General features: G+C 67.5%; 18 protein-coding genes and 1 tRNA gene. 16 read left to right on the forward strand and 3 right to left on the reverse strand.

The features are described 5' to 3' along the window. Positions 1 to 45 precede the first annotated feature (45 nt). The gene (locus tag AACZ75_RS10165) at positions 46 to 558 is read left to right on the forward strand and encodes a histidine phosphatase family protein (RefSeq protein WP_339872737.1); all 513 of its coding nucleotides are present in this window, start codon (positions 46 to 48) and stop codon (positions 556 to 558) included. Between the two features lie 82 nt (positions 559 to 640). On the opposite strand, the gene AACZ75_RS10170 is transcribed toward AACZ75_RS10165, so the two are convergent. From AACZ75_RS10170 to AACZ75_RS10180, 3 genes are all read right to left on the reverse strand, one after another. Beyond that, positions 641 to 2,401, reverse strand: coding sequence for a M56 family metallopeptidase (locus AACZ75_RS10170; protein WP_339872738.1), 1,761 nt, complete (start codon positions 2,399 to 2,401; stop codon positions 641 to 643). Then, complete coding sequence (locus AACZ75_RS10175; protein WP_339872739.1) at positions 2,398 to 2,772, reverse strand: BlaI/MecI/CopY family transcriptional regulator; 375 nt, start codon at positions 2,770 to 2,772, stop codon at positions 2,398 to 2,400. The genes AACZ75_RS10170 and AACZ75_RS10175 overlap by 4 nt, the downstream gene beginning before the upstream one ends. Before the next feature lie 158 nt (positions 2,773 to 2,930). Next, a tRNA-Asp gene (locus AACZ75_RS10180) sits at positions 2,931 to 3,007 on the reverse strand. A 240-nt stretch (positions 3,008 to 3,247) separates the two neighbouring features. Between AACZ75_RS10180 and AACZ75_RS10185 the strand changes: the two genes are divergently transcribed. The 15 genes from AACZ75_RS10185 to nuoK all read left to right on the forward strand — a co-directional run bounded on the left by AACZ75_RS10185 (position 3,248) and on the right by nuoK (position 14,008). Further along, positions 3,248 to 3,625, forward strand: coding sequence for an NADH-quinone oxidoreductase subunit A (locus tag AACZ75_RS10185; protein WP_339872740.1), 378 nt, complete (start codon positions 3,248 to 3,250; stop codon positions 3,623 to 3,625). Continuing rightward, positions 3,595 to 4,224 carry an NADH-quinone oxidoreductase subunit B family protein gene (locus tag AACZ75_RS10190; RefSeq protein WP_339872741.1) on the forward strand — a complete coding sequence of 210 codons (630 nt, stop codon included), beginning with the start codon at positions 3,595 to 3,597 and terminating at the stop codon, positions 4,222 to 4,224. The genes AACZ75_RS10185 and AACZ75_RS10190 overlap by 31 nt, the downstream gene beginning before the upstream one ends. 56 nt (positions 4,225 to 4,280) lie before the next feature. Continuing rightward, positions 4,281 to 4,841 carry an NADH-quinone oxidoreductase subunit C gene (locus AACZ75_RS10195; protein ID WP_339872852.1) on the forward strand — a complete coding sequence of 187 codons (561 nt, stop codon included), beginning with the start codon at positions 4,281 to 4,283 and terminating at the stop codon, positions 4,839 to 4,841. A 6-nt stretch (positions 4,842 to 4,847) separates the two neighbouring features. Then, positions 4,848 to 5,252 carry a hypothetical protein gene (locus tag AACZ75_RS10200; protein ID WP_339872742.1) on the forward strand — a complete coding sequence of 135 codons (405 nt, stop codon included), beginning with the start codon at positions 4,848 to 4,850 and terminating at the stop codon, positions 5,250 to 5,252. After that, complete coding sequence (locus AACZ75_RS10205) at positions 5,245 to 6,528, forward strand: NADH-quinone oxidoreductase subunit D (protein WP_339872743.1); 1,284 nt, start codon at positions 5,245 to 5,247, stop codon at positions 6,526 to 6,528. The genes AACZ75_RS10200 and AACZ75_RS10205 overlap by 8 nt, the downstream gene beginning before the upstream one ends. Beyond that, on the forward strand, positions 6,525 to 7,187 hold the full coding sequence (gene nuoE / locus AACZ75_RS10210) for an NADH-quinone oxidoreductase subunit NuoE (RefSeq protein ID WP_339872744.1): 663 nt from the start codon (positions 6,525 to 6,527) through the stop codon (positions 7,185 to 7,187). Before AACZ75_RS10205 ends, nuoE begins: the two co-directional genes overlap by 4 nt. Next, a complete protein-coding gene (locus tag AACZ75_RS10215; RefSeq protein ID WP_339872745.1) occupies positions 7,184 to 7,450 on the forward strand; it encodes a hypothetical protein in 267 nt (88 codons plus the stop codon). The genes nuoE and AACZ75_RS10215 overlap by 4 nt, the downstream gene beginning before the upstream one ends. A gap of 3 nt (positions 7,451 to 7,453) precedes the next feature. After that, entirely contained in the window at positions 7,454 to 8,767 is a 1,314-nt protein-coding gene (nuoF, locus tag AACZ75_RS10220; protein ID WP_339872746.1) for an NADH-quinone oxidoreductase subunit NuoF, read from the forward strand. Between the two features lie 6 nt (positions 8,768 to 8,773). Further along, positions 8,774 to 9,019 (forward strand): hypothetical protein, encoded by a 246-nt coding sequence (locus AACZ75_RS10225; protein WP_339872747.1) that lies wholly within the window; start codon positions 8,774 to 8,776, stop codon positions 9,017 to 9,019. Further along, on the forward strand, positions 9,019 to 11,064 hold the full coding sequence (gene nuoG, locus AACZ75_RS10230) for an NADH-quinone oxidoreductase subunit NuoG (protein ID WP_339872748.1): 2,046 nt from the start codon (positions 9,019 to 9,021) through the stop codon (positions 11,062 to 11,064). The genes AACZ75_RS10225 and nuoG overlap by 1 nt, the downstream gene beginning before the upstream one ends. 169 nt (positions 11,065 to 11,233) lie before the next feature. Further along, positions 11,234 to 12,304 carry an NADH-quinone oxidoreductase subunit NuoH gene (nuoH, locus tag AACZ75_RS10235; RefSeq protein WP_339872749.1) on the forward strand — a complete coding sequence of 357 codons (1,071 nt, stop codon included), beginning with the start codon at positions 11,234 to 11,236 and terminating at the stop codon, positions 12,302 to 12,304. After that, positions 12,301 to 12,519 carry a hypothetical protein gene (locus AACZ75_RS10240; RefSeq protein ID WP_339872750.1) on the forward strand — a complete coding sequence of 73 codons (219 nt, stop codon included), beginning with the start codon at positions 12,301 to 12,303 and terminating at the stop codon, positions 12,517 to 12,519. The genes nuoH and AACZ75_RS10240 overlap by 4 nt, the downstream gene beginning before the upstream one ends. Continuing rightward, positions 12,519 to 13,010 (forward strand): NADH-quinone oxidoreductase subunit NuoI, encoded by a 492-nt coding sequence (nuoI, locus tag AACZ75_RS10245; protein WP_339872751.1) that lies wholly within the window; start codon positions 12,519 to 12,521, stop codon positions 13,008 to 13,010. The genes AACZ75_RS10240 and nuoI overlap by 1 nt, the downstream gene beginning before the upstream one ends. A 63-nt stretch (positions 13,011 to 13,073) precedes the next feature. Next, complete coding sequence (locus AACZ75_RS10250) at positions 13,074 to 13,700, forward strand: NADH-quinone oxidoreductase subunit J (protein WP_339872752.1); 627 nt, start codon at positions 13,074 to 13,076, stop codon at positions 13,698 to 13,700. Beyond that, positions 13,700 to 14,008, forward strand: coding sequence for an NADH-quinone oxidoreductase subunit NuoK (gene nuoK / locus AACZ75_RS10255; RefSeq protein ID WP_339872753.1), 309 nt, complete (start codon positions 13,700 to 13,702; stop codon positions 14,006 to 14,008). Before AACZ75_RS10250 ends, nuoK begins: the two co-directional genes overlap by 1 nt. Positions 14,009 to 14,013 lie beyond the last annotated feature (5 nt).

The following is a 14,013-nucleotide window of genomic DNA, read 5'->3' on the forward strand; positions in this document are numbered from 1 at the left end:
CCCCCTGTCGGCGGGTCAGGGTCGGGGCAGCGAGAGGATACCCTGATGAAGAGACTGCTTCTGGCCGCGGCCCTGACCGTGACCCTGGCGGCCCCGGCAGCCGCCCAGACCGTGATCGTCGTGCGCCATGCCGAGAAGGCCGAACCGAGTGCCGACCCGGTGCTGTCCGGCCCGGGCGAGGCCCGCGCGGCCGCCCTGGCGGCGACGCTGGCGGGGGCGGGTGTGACCCATGTGTTCGTGACCCCGCTGCAGCGCACCGGCCTGACCGCCGGTCCCAGTGCCGTGGCGGCCGGCTCCGAACCGGTCGCGGTATCGCTGGACGGCGGGGCGGCCGCCCATGTGGCGCGACTGGTGGGCGCGGTGCGGCAGCTGTCGCCCGAGGCGGTGGTGCTGGTGGTCGGCCACAGCAATACGGTGCCCGACATCGCCCGGGGCCTCGGCGCGACCGGGGCGGCGGCGATGGATGACTGCGAATACGACCGGCTGACGGTGCTGACCCTGACCCCGGGCGGGGCCCATGCGGTGACCGGACGCTACGGGGCGGTCAGTCCCTGCTGAGAACAGGCCGCAGCGGTCGACGTGACACCTCCCCCCGGGGTCATCCGGAGGAAGGCGACCGTCAGCGGCGTCGGACGTCGGTCTAGCGGTCTGACCCGGACTCACTGCGCTGGCGCAGCTGTCGGGCCTTGGCGGCAGTGGTTTCGGCGACGGTCGCGAAGCGGGCGATGCCGGCTTGGAGCTCGCTGTCGGTTACCGTTCGACCCTCGGTCCTGGCCTCCGCAATGAGCTGGGCGCGGTAGGCCGGATTCTGCAGATTTATCGACATTTCACGCATGGCCCGAACTCCGCTCTCCAGTCCGTCGGCACTGGCGCGAAGGGCGTCTGCCCGGGCAGCGTGGGCATCCGCGGCGGCGGCGCGGGCGTCGGCGCGGGCCTGGTCCCGGTCGTGGCGCGCGGCAGCCCGGTCGGCCTCGGCCCGGGCACGATCGGAATCGGCCTGAGCGTGACCGTGCGCGAGTCTGACCGCCGTCACGCCGTCGACCGGGGCCCGGTGGATCACCCGCCTCGGCGGGGCCGGCGGGGCGGGAGGTGCAGGCGGGGCCGGGTAAGCCGAAGGGCTCGGCGGCGCGGGCGGAGCCGGCGGTGCCGGGGGCGCGGGCGGCGGGGGCGGCAACGGGGCCAGCGGTGCCGGACCGTCGCCGGAATAGCTGTAGGTGTAGGTCTGGCGGGATGCGCGGCTGTCGGCCTGGGGGGCCGCCGGTGCAGACGGCTCAGTGCTGGCATAACTCACGCTGTAGGGACCCGAACGGTCTGCGACCGGCGCGACCGATCCGACCGGGGCGACCGGCGCAACGGCCGCGGTCGGGGCCACGGCCGCCGTCGCGGCGACGCCGGCCACCGCCGGAGCCTGGGCCGGGGTATCGTCGGCGGTGCGGGACGACAATTCCACGGCGGCGAGGGGCGTCGCGACGGCGACCAGGGCCCCGACCGCCACGGTCAGGGCGATGGAACGGGCATGGGGTTTGCGCGGAGCGTTCATGATGGCGTCGATCCTTTGGCTGAGGGTGCGGGCGGGACCGGCCATGCCGGTCGCGGCCACGGGGGTGGTGCGGGCGGCCAGACTGACCAGGGTGTGGGCGTAGTGGCGGGGGTCGACGCGGGCGATGGCCAGGGCGTCGGCGGCCTCCTCGGACCGGTCGATTAGGGCGCGGTGCAGACGCCACATCAGCGGATTGAACCAGAACAGGGCCAGGGCCAGGCGTGACAGGGCCAGGAAGGGCCAGTCGAGGCGGCGGATATGGGCGATCTCATGGGCCAGCACGGCGTCGGCGTCGGCCGGACGGGCCAGGCTGTCGGGATGGATCAGCACCGTGCCCGGGGGCAGGCCCCAGCTGAGCGGTCCGTCGACGCGGGACGCGGCCAGCAGGCGCGGGCGGCGGCTGCGGCCGTCGCACTGACGGTCGAGCGCCGCGGTCCAGGCCGGGTCATGGACCGGGCGGCCGCTGCGGCTCCAGCGCGACAGGGTCCAGACCCCGAACAGAAAGCGGCCCAGCACCAGGGCAGCCCCCACGGTCCAGGCCACGGCCAGCAGGGCCCAGGCCGGCGGGGGGGCGACCGAGCCGCTGACCGAGACCCCGGCGACCGGCCCGACCTCACCGGCCCAGGCCAGGCTGTCCGGGACGATCGGGACGGGCGCGGCCGCGACGGCAGGCAGGACGGCGAGCGCCAGGTCGGGTCCGGTCAGGGCGATGACCGGCAGGGCCAGCATCAGGCCCACAGTGGCGCGCAGCAGGTCCGCGCGCTCGGCCGCGGGGCGTTTCGCGAACAGTTCGGCCAGCAACAGGCCGCCGGCGGCGACGAGGCCGGACTTGAGGGCGAGGCCGATCAGCAGGGCGATCATGACCGCCGCGCCCCGGCGTCGTCGATGGCCCGGCGCAGGGCCGCCAGTTCTTCCGGGTCCAGCGGCGAGGCCAGACCCAGCAGGGCGGTGGCGGCGCTGGCGGGGGAGCCGTTGAAGAAGGTGTTGACCAGTCGGCGCAGGGCTCCGTCGGCGACGGCCTCGGGCCGCGGCACCGGCGCATAGACATAGGCCTGGTTCTCGGTGCGGTGGGCGATCAGTCCCTTGGCCTTCAGCCGCGACAGCAGGGTGCGGACCGCCGAATCGCTGGGGGCACCGGTCATGGCATTGCGGACGGCCCCGGCGGTGGCCTCCTCGAGCCGACACAGAATCTCGAACACCTCGCGTTCGCGTCTGGGCAGGGATTCGATCATCGGGGCCTCCGCTACATTTGTAGCCTGTTACATATGTAGCAGAATAAGGCGCGATTGGGGCGGGTTGATGAAATCGCCGACAGGTTTGATGGAAGGGAGGGGGGTATCGACCGAGTCAGGGGCGGGGCGCGCCATTCCCTCGAACAATCGAGAGGGAATGGCGCGAGTGACGGGACTCGAACCCGCGACCTCCGGCGTGACAGGCCGGCACTCTAACCAACTGAGCTACACCCGCGTATTCCCGACGCGGCGCTGGTTGCGTCGCGGCGAGGGGCGTCGTTTAGGCGGGTGGGACTGACGCTGTCAAGCGCGCTGTCGGCGATTTCTCGAGGCTGTCCGGGCCAAACATCGGGGGGTGGCGGGCCTGCGAACCATTCTCAACAAAATCCTTTGTCGCCATGGGTTTGAACCCCGGCGGGGTTGGGGCTAGAAAGCGCCGAATCCGCCGCCTCCCTGGCGGCCGAGGTCTTCTCGAATGAACGCATTTCTTCTGGAATATCTGCCGATCGTTATCTTTCTCGGGATAGCGACGGCGCTGGGCCTCGGCTTCATGCTGGCGGCCTGGGTGCTCGCGCCCCGGAATCCCGACTCCGAAAAGCTGTCGGCCTATGAGTGCGGCTTCAACGCCTTCGATGACGCGCGCATGAAATTCGACGTCCGCTTCTACCTGGTGTCGATCCTCTTCATCATCTTCGATCTGGAGATCGCCTTCCTGTTCCCCTGGGCCGTGTCGATGTTCGACCTGTCCAAGGGCGGCATGGTGTTCGCCTTCTGGTCGATGATGGTCTTCCTCGGCGTGCTGACGGTCGGCTTCATCTACGAATGGAAGAAGGGGGCGCTGGAATGGGAATAGTGACCAACACCACGCCGCTGATCGGGGTCGGCAACCAGGGCGCGTCGCCGGTCGGCTTCGGCCAGGGCGCGCGCGCCACGGTCGAGGGCTATGACCCGAAGCTGCACGACAAATTCTTCGAGCAGGTGAACACCCAGCTCGGCGAGCAGGGTTTCCTGACCACCTCGCTGGACGACGTCATCACCTGGGCCCGGACCGGCAGCCTGATGTGGATGACGTTCGGCCTGGCCTGCTGCGCCGTGGAGATGATGCAGGCCTCGATGCCGCGCTTCGACATGGAGCGGTTCGGCATGGCCCCGCGCGCCAGCCCGCGCCAGTCCGACCTGATGATCGTGGCCGGCACCCTGACCAACAAGATGGCCCCGGCCCTGCGCAAGGTCTACGACCAGATGCCGGACCCGCGCTATGTGCTGTCGATGGGGTCGTGCGCCAACGGCGGCGGGTACTACCACTACAGCTACAGCGTTGTGCGCGGCTGCGACCGGGTCGTTCCGGTGGATGTCTATGTGCCCGGGTGCCCGCCGACGGCGGAAGCCTTGCTGTACGGCCTGCTGCAGCTGCAGAAGAAGATCCGCCGCACGGGGACCATCGACCGATGACCACCGAAGCCCATATCGCGGTCCGTGAGGCCGTGCTGACCCCGCTGGGGGCCGAGATGGTCGGGGAACTGGGCGTCGACGCCCAGGTGGCGTTCGGCGAGCTGAACCTGGTCGCGCACCGCGACCGTATCGTCGCGGTGCTGACCGCCCTGCGTGACCGCTTCGGCTTCCAGCAGCTGCTGGACGTGTGCGGGGCCGACTATCCCGACCGGGTCGAGCGGTTCGAGATCGTCTATCACCTGCTGTCGATGACCCGGAACGTGCGGGTCCGGGTCAAGGTGGCGACCGACGAACAGGCCCCCGTGCCCAGTGTCATCACCGTCTATCCGTCGGCGGGCTGGTTCGAGCGCGAGGCGTTCGACATGTATGGCGTGCTGTTCTCGGGCCATCCGGACATGCGCCGGCTGCTGACCGACTATGGCTTCCAAGGGTATCCGCTCCGCAAGGACTTCCCGATGACCGGCTATGTCGAAGTGCGTTACGACGAGGAGCAGAAGCGGGTTGTGTACGAGCCCGTCAAACTGACTCAAGAGTTCCGGAACTTTGATTTCCTGTCGCCATGGGAGGGAGCCGACTATCCGCTGCCCGTCCTGCCCGGTGACGAGAAGGCGGGATGATCGATCATGAACACGGCAGCCATACGCTCGGCCTCTTCCTTCTTTCTGGTGACCTTCTCGACCGCCTTCCTGTTCACCCTGGGGGCGCGGATGACCGGCTGGTTCACGCGCGCGCCGGTGATTCCGGCCGAGCAGACCCAGTCGCTGGGGATCGCCATCATGATCGCCGTCGTCTGTCTGGCGGTCGGGGCCGGTATCCGGCGACTGTCGGCCGGCGAGCTGCAGAGCGCGCTGCTGGGGGCCTCTGCCATCCTGCTGTCGACGCCGCTGGCCATCGCCGTGCTGACCGGCGACTGGCAGCTGTCGACGGCGGCTGTATCAAGCATGGGTCTGCTGACGCTGGTGCTGGGCTGGGTCGTGGCCCTGGCCCGTGGTGCCAAGGGTCTGGACGAGGAACTGTCTGATGGCTGACGGCCACCCCACCCCCAAGGCTCCGCCGCTCGGCGCCGAACTGGCGACCGACGTGTTCGACGCGCCGCATGACGGCCGCACGGCCGAGGCGAAGGCGCTGGACGATCGCAAATTCACGATCAATTTCGGCCCGCAACACCCGGCCGCGCACGGCGTGCTGCGTCTGGTGCTGGAGCTGGACGGCGAGGTGGTCCAACGCGTCGATCCGCACATCGGCCTGCTGCATCGCGGCACCGAGAAGCTGATGGAGGCGCGCACCTATCTGCAGAACGTGCCGTATCTGGACCGGCTCGACTATGTCGCGCCGATGAACCAGGAGCACGCCTTCTGTCTGGCCATCGAGCGGCTGCTGGGCATCGAGGTGCCGTACCGGGCCCAGCTGATCCGCGTGCTGTACTCGGAAATCGGCCGCATCCTGTCGCACCTGCTGAACGTGACCACCCAGGCCATGGACGTCGGGGCCCTGACCCCGCCGCTGTGGGGCTTCGAGGAACGCGAGAAGCTGATGGTGTTCTACGAGCGCGCCTCGGGCGCGCGCCTGCACGCCAACTATTTCCGGCCCGGGGGCGTCCATCAGGACCTGCCGATGGCCCTGATCGACGACATCGGCCGCTGGTGCCATGAATTCCCGGCGGCGCTGAAGGACATCGAGTCCCTCGTCACCGAGAACCGCATCTTCAAACAGCGCAACGTCGACATCGGCGTGGTGTCGAAGCAGCAGGCGCTGGACTGGGGCTTCACCGGCGTGATGCTGCGCGGCTCGGACATCGCCTGGGACCTGCGCAAGTCGCAGCCCTACGAATGCTATGCCGATCTGGAGTTCGACATCGTCGTCGGCAAGAACGGCGACTGCTGGGACCGCTACCTGTGCCGCATCGAGGAGATGAAGCAGTCGGTGCGGATCATGGAGCAGTGCATCCACGAGCTGCGCAACCGTCCCGGCGAGCCGGTGATGGTCGAGGACAACAAGATCGTCCCGCCCAAGCGCGGTGAGATGAAGCGCTCGATGGAGGCGCTGATCCACCACTTCAAACTCTATACCGAGGGCTTCCACACGCCCGAGGGCGAGGTCTATGCCTCGGTCGAGGCCCCCAAGGGCGAGTTCGGCATCTATCTGGTCAGCGACGGCAGCAACAAGCCGTACCGGGTCAAGATCTCGGCCCCGGGCTTCCGCCACCTGCAGGCCATGGACTGGATGAACCGCGGCCACATGCTGGCCGACGTCTCCGCCATCCTGGGCTCGCTCGATATCGTTTTCGGAGAAGTGGACCGATGAGCGTTCGTCGCCTCGCCAAGAACCAGCCGGCCAGCTTCGCCTTCTCCAGGGCGACCAAGGCCAAGGCCGACTGGTGGATCGCCAAATATCCGGCCGACCGCAAACAGTCGGCGGTGATCCCGATCCTGTGGCTGGTGCAGAAGCAGGAGGGCTGGTGCCCCGAGCCGGCGCTGCGCGCCATCGCCGAGCTGCTGGAGATGCCCTATATCCGGGTGCTGGAGGTCGTGACCTTCTACACCATGTTCATGCTGGAGCCGGTCGGTTCGGCGGCCCTGATCCAGGTGTGCGGCACCACGCCGTGCGCCCTGCGCGGGGCCAATGACCTGATGAAGGTCTGCAAGGACAAGATCGGGCCGAAACAGGTGCTCAGCGCCGACGGCCGCTTCACCTGGGAAGAGGTCGAATGCCTCGGGGCCTGCGCCAATGCGCCGATGGCCATGATCAACGACTATTATTTCGAGGACCTGACGCCCGAGACCATGGCCCAGATCATCGACGATTTCGCCGCCGGCAAGACACCCGAGCCCGGCTCGCGCGTCGGTCGCCGGAGCTCCGAGCCCGAGGGCCCGGCCCTGACCCTGACCGACAAGAAGCTCTATGACGGCTCGGCCGCCAAGCCGATCAAGTCCCTGCCCAACAGCAAGCCGGTGCCGGCATGAGCCGCCCCGACCTCAGCTCCGATCCGGCGATCGCCGCCTACAAGGCCGAGATGCGCGCCGTGGGTCGCAAGCAGCGCTTCGCCGGCCTGATCTGCGTCGTGCTGGGGGCCATCCTGGTCTGGTCGGTCGGTTCGGCCGGCGCGGCCGGTCCCGTCGTTCTCTGGGTGGGCTATGCCCTGCTGGCGGTCGGCTGGGTGCTGATGCTCGCGGCCATCTTCATGCGTACCCGTTATCATCGCCGCCGCATGGCGGAACTGGACTGAACCATGGTCGGAATCCTCGAAGACAAGGACCGCATCTTCACCAATCTGTACGGCTTCCATGACTGGACGCTGGACGGGGCGAAGACCCGCGGCTGCTGGAACGCCACGAAGGACATGCTCGATCTCGGGCGCGACTGGGTCATCACCAACGTGAAGAACTCAGGCCTGCGCGGACGCGGCGGGGCCGGCTTCCCGACGGGTCTGAAATGGTCCTTCATGCCCAAGGAGCTGAAGGACCGGCCGCACTATCTGGTGGTCAACGCCGATGAGTCCGAACCCGGCACCTGCAAGGACCGGGAGATCATGCGCCATGATCCCCACCTGCTGATCGAGGGCTGTCTGATCGCCAGCTTCGCGATGCAGGCACACGCCTGCTACATCTATCTGCGCGGCGAATATGTGCTGGAACGCGAGCGCATGGAGGCTGCGGTCAAGCAGGCCTATGACGCGAAGCTGATCGGCAAGAACAACGTCCACGGCTGGGATTTCGACGTCTATATCCACCACGGGGCCGGGGCCTACATCTGCGGTGAGGAAACCGCCCTGCTGGAGAGCCTGGAGGGCAAGAAGGGCCAGCCGCGGCTGAAGCCGCCGTTCCCGGCCGGGGCCGGCCTGTACGGCTGCCCGACCACGGTCAACAATGTCGAGTCGATCGCGGTGGTCGGCACCATCCTGCGTCGCGGGGCCGAGTGGTTCGCCGGCTTCGGCCGCGCCAACAACACCGGCACCAAGATCATGTCGATCAGCGGCCATGTGAACCGGCCGTGCAATGTCGAGGAGGCGATGTCGATCCCGCTGCGGCAGCTGCTGGAAGAGCATTGCGGCGGCATTCGTGGCGGCTGGGGCAATCTGAAGGCCGTGATCCCGGGCGGATCGTCGGTGCCGCTGATCACCCGCGACATGGCCGAGACGGCGCTGATGGATTTCGACAGCCTGCGCGAGATGCAGTCGGGTCTGGGCACGGCGGCGGTCATCGTCATGGACGAGTCCACCGATCTGGTGAAGGCGATCGCCCGCATCAGCTATTTCTACAAGCATGAGAGCTGCGGCCAGTGCACCCCGTGCCGCGAGGGTACCGGCTGGATGTGGCGGGTGCTGGAGCGGATGTCGGTGGGCGAGGCCGATCCGTCCGAGATCGACCTGCTGCTCGACGTCAGCAAACAGGTCGAGGGTCACACCATCTGCGCCCTGGGCGACGCGGCCGCCTGGCCGGTCCAGGGTCTGATCCGCCATTTCCGTCACGAGATCGAGGATCGCATCTCGACGTACCGCAGCCGCCGCGCCAATTTCGCCGGCCATGCGATCGCGGCGGAGTAGGGCGCCATGGCTGAGGAACCCGACAACCTGATGCTGCAGATCCTTCGTCGCATCGAGACGCGCGTCAACGCGGTCGAGACCAAGGTCGACCGCATCGGCGAGGACCTTCACGGCCTGAAAGTTCGCACGACCCATGTCGAAGAAGGGCTGGCGGGGGTAAACCGCCGGCTCGACAGAATTGATGAACGTGTCGAACGGATCGAGAAGCGTCTCGATCTGGTCGATCATCCCTTTGGCGGAGTCCGCGAATAATGCCCGTAGCCAAGGTCAACGGCGTAGAGGTCGAGTTCGAGGCCGGCATGACCGTGCTTCAGGTCGCCGAGCGCGCGGGCGAGGAGATTCCGCGCTTCTGTTATCACGAGCGGCTGTCGATCGCCGGCAACTGCCGCATGTGCCTGGTCGAGGTGAAGCCCGGACCGCCGAAGCCGCAGGCCTCGTGCGCCCTGCCGGCCGCCGAGGGCCAGGAGATCTTCACCGACACGCCGATGGTCAGGAAGGCGCGCGAAGGGGTGATGGAGTTCCTGCTCATCAACCACCCGCTGGACTGCCCGATCTGCGACCAGGGCGGCGAGTGCGACCTGCAGGACCAGGCCATGGGCTATGGCCGCGACGGTTCGCGCTATGCCGAGAACAAGCGCGCCGTCGAAGAGAAGGCGATGGGTCCGACCATCAAGACCTTCATGACCCGCTGCATCCAGTGCACCCGCTGCGTCCGCTTCATCACCGAGGTCGCCGGCGTGCCGGACATCGGCATGATCAGCCGCGGCGAGGACGCCGAGATCACCACCTATCTCGAGAAGTCGGTCGACAGCGAACTGTCGGGCAACGTCAATGACCTGTGCCCGGTCGGGGCCCTGACCCACCGCCCGTGGCAGTATCACTACCGCCCGTGGGAGCTGAAGAAGACCGAGACCATCGACGTGATGGACGCCCTCGGCTCGAACATCCGCGCCGACTCGCGCGGGGCCGAGGTCATGCGCGTGCTGCCGCGCGTGCATGAGGGCATCAATGAGGAATGGCTGTCGGACAAGAGCCGCTATGTCGTCGACGGCCTGATCGCCCGGCGTCTGGACAAGCCGTTCGTGCGCGACAACGGCCGACTGCGGGCCGCGTCGTGGGAGGAGGCCCTCGGGGTCGTCGCGACCCGGCTGAAGGCCGCCAAACCCGGCAAGATCGGCGTCATCGCCGGTGACTTGCAGGATGCGGAATCGATGAAGGCGGCGCTGGACCTGTTCCGCGCCCTCGGCTCGGCCAACACCGACTGCCGCCAGGACGGTTCGACCCTGGGTACCGGCCCACGCGAGGGCTGGCTGTTCAACTCCGGCCTGGCCGGGATCGAGACGGCCGACGCCGTGCTGCTGGTCGGGGTCAATCCCCGCACCGAGGCCCCGCTGCTGAACACCCGGCTGCGCAAGAGCTGGCTGGCCGGCAAGACCGAGATCATGCTGATCGGCGAACAGGCCGACCTGACCTATGACTACGACTGGCTGGGCGCGGGGTCGAAGACCCTGTCGAAACTGCCCAAGGCGGCGCTGGACCGGCTCAACAAGGCCGAGCGGCCGGCGATCATCGTCGGCGGCGGTGCCCTGGCGGGTGAGGGCGGGGCGGCCGTGCTCCATGCCCTCGGCGCGCTGGCCAAAAAGACCGGCGTCGTCACCGACGGCTGGAACGGCTTCAACGTCCTGCATCACGCGGCGGCGCGGGTCGGCGGCCTCGACCTGGGCTTCGTGCCCGGCGAGGGCGGCCTGACCGCGACGCAGATGGCGGACAAGGGCGGGCTGGACCTGCTGTTCCTGCTGGGGGCCGACGAGATCGATACCTCCAGGTCCAGGGCCTTCAAGGTCTATCTGGGCAGCCACGGCGACGCGGGGGCGCACAACGCCGACGTGATCCTGCCGGGCGCGGCCTATACGGAAAAGGGTGGCCTGTACGTCAATACCGAGGGCCGGGTGCAGATGGCCGAACGGGTTGTCTTCCCCAAGGGCCAGGCCAAGGAAGACTGGGCCGTGCTGCGCGCCCTGTCGGAGCGGGTCGGCCACACCCTGCCGTACGACACCCTGGACCAGCTGCGCACCGTGCTGATGCGTGACCATCCGACCTTCGGCCGCATCGACTATCTGGCACCGTCGGCGTCGTTCGATGTCGCGGGTCTGGGCACCAAGGGCGACATGGGCGACGTGGCCTTCGGCTCGATCGTCACCGACCCCTATCTCAACAATCCGATCGCGCGGGCCAGCGCGACCATGGCCGAGCTGTCCGCCCTGCGGATCGCCCCGGTCGCGATGGCGGCTGAATGATGCGCGTTTCTCTTTCCGCTCATCCCGGCGAAAGCCGGGACCCAGTTCTTTCGCAGGGCACCGGTGTGTGGGACGACCGTGGGTGCGCGCTGACCGCCACCGTTCGCCCAAAGCACTGGGTCCCGGCTTTCGCCGGGATGAGCGGAGTTAAAATGGCCGAGGCCCAAGTATGACCGAAAGTTTCTGGACCACACCGCTCGGCTGGACCCTGATCACCGCGGGCGGCATCCTGCTGGTCACCGTCGGTATCCTGATCAGCCTCGCCTTCCTGCTGCTGGCCGACCGCAAGATCTGGGCGGCCGTGCAGATGCGCAAGGGACCGAATGTGGTCGGGCCGTTCGGCCTGCTGCAGTCGTTCGCCGACTTCTTCAAATTCGTGCTGAAGGAAATCGTCGTCCCGGCCGGGTCCGACAAGGTGGTGTTCTTGCTGGCCCCGCTGATCAGCTTCGTGCTGGCCTTCATCGCCTGGGCGGCCATTCCGTTCGCCCCGGGCTGGGTCATCTCGGACCTGAATGTCGGCATCCTCTACATCCTGGCGATCAGTTCGCTGGGTGTGTACGGCATCATCATGGGGGGCTGGGCCTCCAATTCGAAATATCCGTTCCTCGGCGCGATGCGGTCGGCGGCGCAGATGGTGTCGTACGAGGTCTCGATCGGCCTGGTGATCATCAACGTCATCCTGCTGGCCGGAACGATGAACCTGTCCGACATCGTCATCCAGCAGGAGGGCTGGTTCTGGAACTGGTTCGCCTTCGGTGGCGGTCTGGCCACCTGGCCGACGATCTTCGCCATGTTCCCGATGGCCATCATCTTCTTCGTCTCGGCCCTGGCCGAGACCAACCGCCCGCCGTTCGATCTGCCCGAGGCCGAGTCCGAACTGGTGGCCGGCTACCAGGTCGAATATTCCTCGACCCCCTATCTGCTGTTCATGATCGGCGAATACGCCAACATCGTCTTCATGTGCGCGATGATCAGCCTGCTGTTCTTCGGCGGCTGGAACCCGGGCTTCCCGATCGACTTCACCGCCGGCTGGCCGCCCTTCCTCGTCAACTTCCTGCTGTTCCTGGTGTTCTTCGCCAAGATCGTCTTCTGGTTCTTCATGATCGCCCTGGTGAAGGCGTTTGTGCCCCGCTACCGCTATGATCAGCTGATGCGCCTGGGCTGGAAGGTGTTCCTGCCGACGGCGGTGGTCGCCGTGGTCGTGGTCGCCGCGTGGCGGGTATTCGGAGTCGGCTCATGATCCGCGCCGTTTTGCTTGTATCGCTCGTGCTCGGCAGCGCCGCCTGCACCCTGCCGGCCTATGAGCCCGAGCCGGTCACGCCGCAGCAGTGGCAGGAGCGCCAGGACCGCATTGCCCGCCAGCAGGCCGAACGCGACCGGCTGTGCGCCCTCACCAAGGCGGACGATCCCCGTCGCGACCAGTTTTGCTACAGCACCCCCCGGGACAGACCCTGATGTTCAAACGCATTGTCCAGGCCACCAAGGGGGCGCTGCTGCTTGACCTCGTCGGCGCGGTCGGCCTGTCGCTGAAATACATGGCGCGGCCCAAGGCCACGGTGAACTATCCGTTCGAGCGCAATCCGCAGTCGCCGCGCTTCCGGGGCGAGCACGTGCTGCGCCGCTACGCCAACGGCGAGGAACGCTGCATCGCCTGCAAGCTGTGCGAGGCGATCTGCCCGGCCCAGGCCATCACCATCGAGTCCGAGCCGCGCGCGGACGGCAGCCGCCGCACGACCCGCTACGACATCGACATGGTCAAATGCATCTATTGCGGCCTGTGCCAGGAAGCCTGCCCGGTTGACGCCATCGTCGAGGGGCCGAACTCCGAATTCACCACCGAGACGCGCGAGGAGTTGCTCTACGACAAGGAGCGTCTGCTCGCGAACGGCGACCGCTGGGAACGGCAGATCGCGAAGAATCTGGAACTCGACGCACCATACCGATAAACGGAGCGCGCGATTCCGGACGGGATCGCGGCTCAAGACTGTGAAGGGGGCTCGGTCCCACCCATGCTGCAAGGCATAGCGTTCTATATCCTGGCGACCGTGGCCGTGGTTTCGGCCCTGCTGGTCGTGACCGCCCGCAATCCGGTGCATTCCGTGCTGTGGCTGATCCTCGCCTTCTTCTCGTCGGCGGGCCTGTTCGTGCTGCTGGGGGCCGAGTTCCTGGCGATGCTGCTGGTCGTCGTCTACGTCGGCGCGGTGGCGGTGCTGTTCCTGTTCGTCGTGATGATGCTGGACGTCGACTTCGTCCGCCTGCGCGAGGGTTATGCCCGCTATCTGCCGCTGGCCGCGATCGTGGCCGGGGTGCTGCTGGCCGAGATGGTGATGATCGCCCTGGTGACGGTCAACGGCGGGGCCGCCGCGGACGCGACCGGTCCGGCCGTGGCCACGGCCGGGATGTCCAATGTCGAGGCCATCGGCCGCGTGCTCTACACCGACTATGTCTACATCTTCCAGGCCGCCGGCATCGTGCTGCTGATCGCCATGGTCGGGGCCATCGTCCTGACCCTGCGCCACAAGCCGGGCGTGCGTCGCCAGGACATCCACACCCAGGTCGGGCGGGATCGCAAGACCGCCATGGAGGTCAAGAGCGTCGAGACCGGCGCGGGCGTGACCCCCGAGGAGCTTCTCTGATGGACGTGACCCTGCAGCACTATCTGGCCGTCGGGGCCATGCTGTTCACCATCGGTGTGTTCGGCATCTTCGTGAACCGCAAGAACGTGATCATCATCCTGATGTCGATCGAGCTGATCCTGCTGGCCGTGAACATCAATTTCGTCGCCTTCTCGGCCTATCTGCATGACATCTCCGGGCAGATCATGGCCATGTTCGTGCTGACCGTCGCCGCGGCCGAGGCCGCCATCGGCCTGGCCATCCTGGTGACCTTCTTCCGCAACCGCGGCGACATCGCCGTGGACGACGCCTCCGTGATGAAGGGTTGAGCCGA

Origin of the sequence: uncultured Brevundimonas sp. (genome assembly GCF_963975535.1) — a bacterium.
In the GTDB taxonomy this organism is placed as follows: Bacteria; Pseudomonadota; Alphaproteobacteria; order Caulobacterales; family Caulobacteraceae; genus Brevundimonas.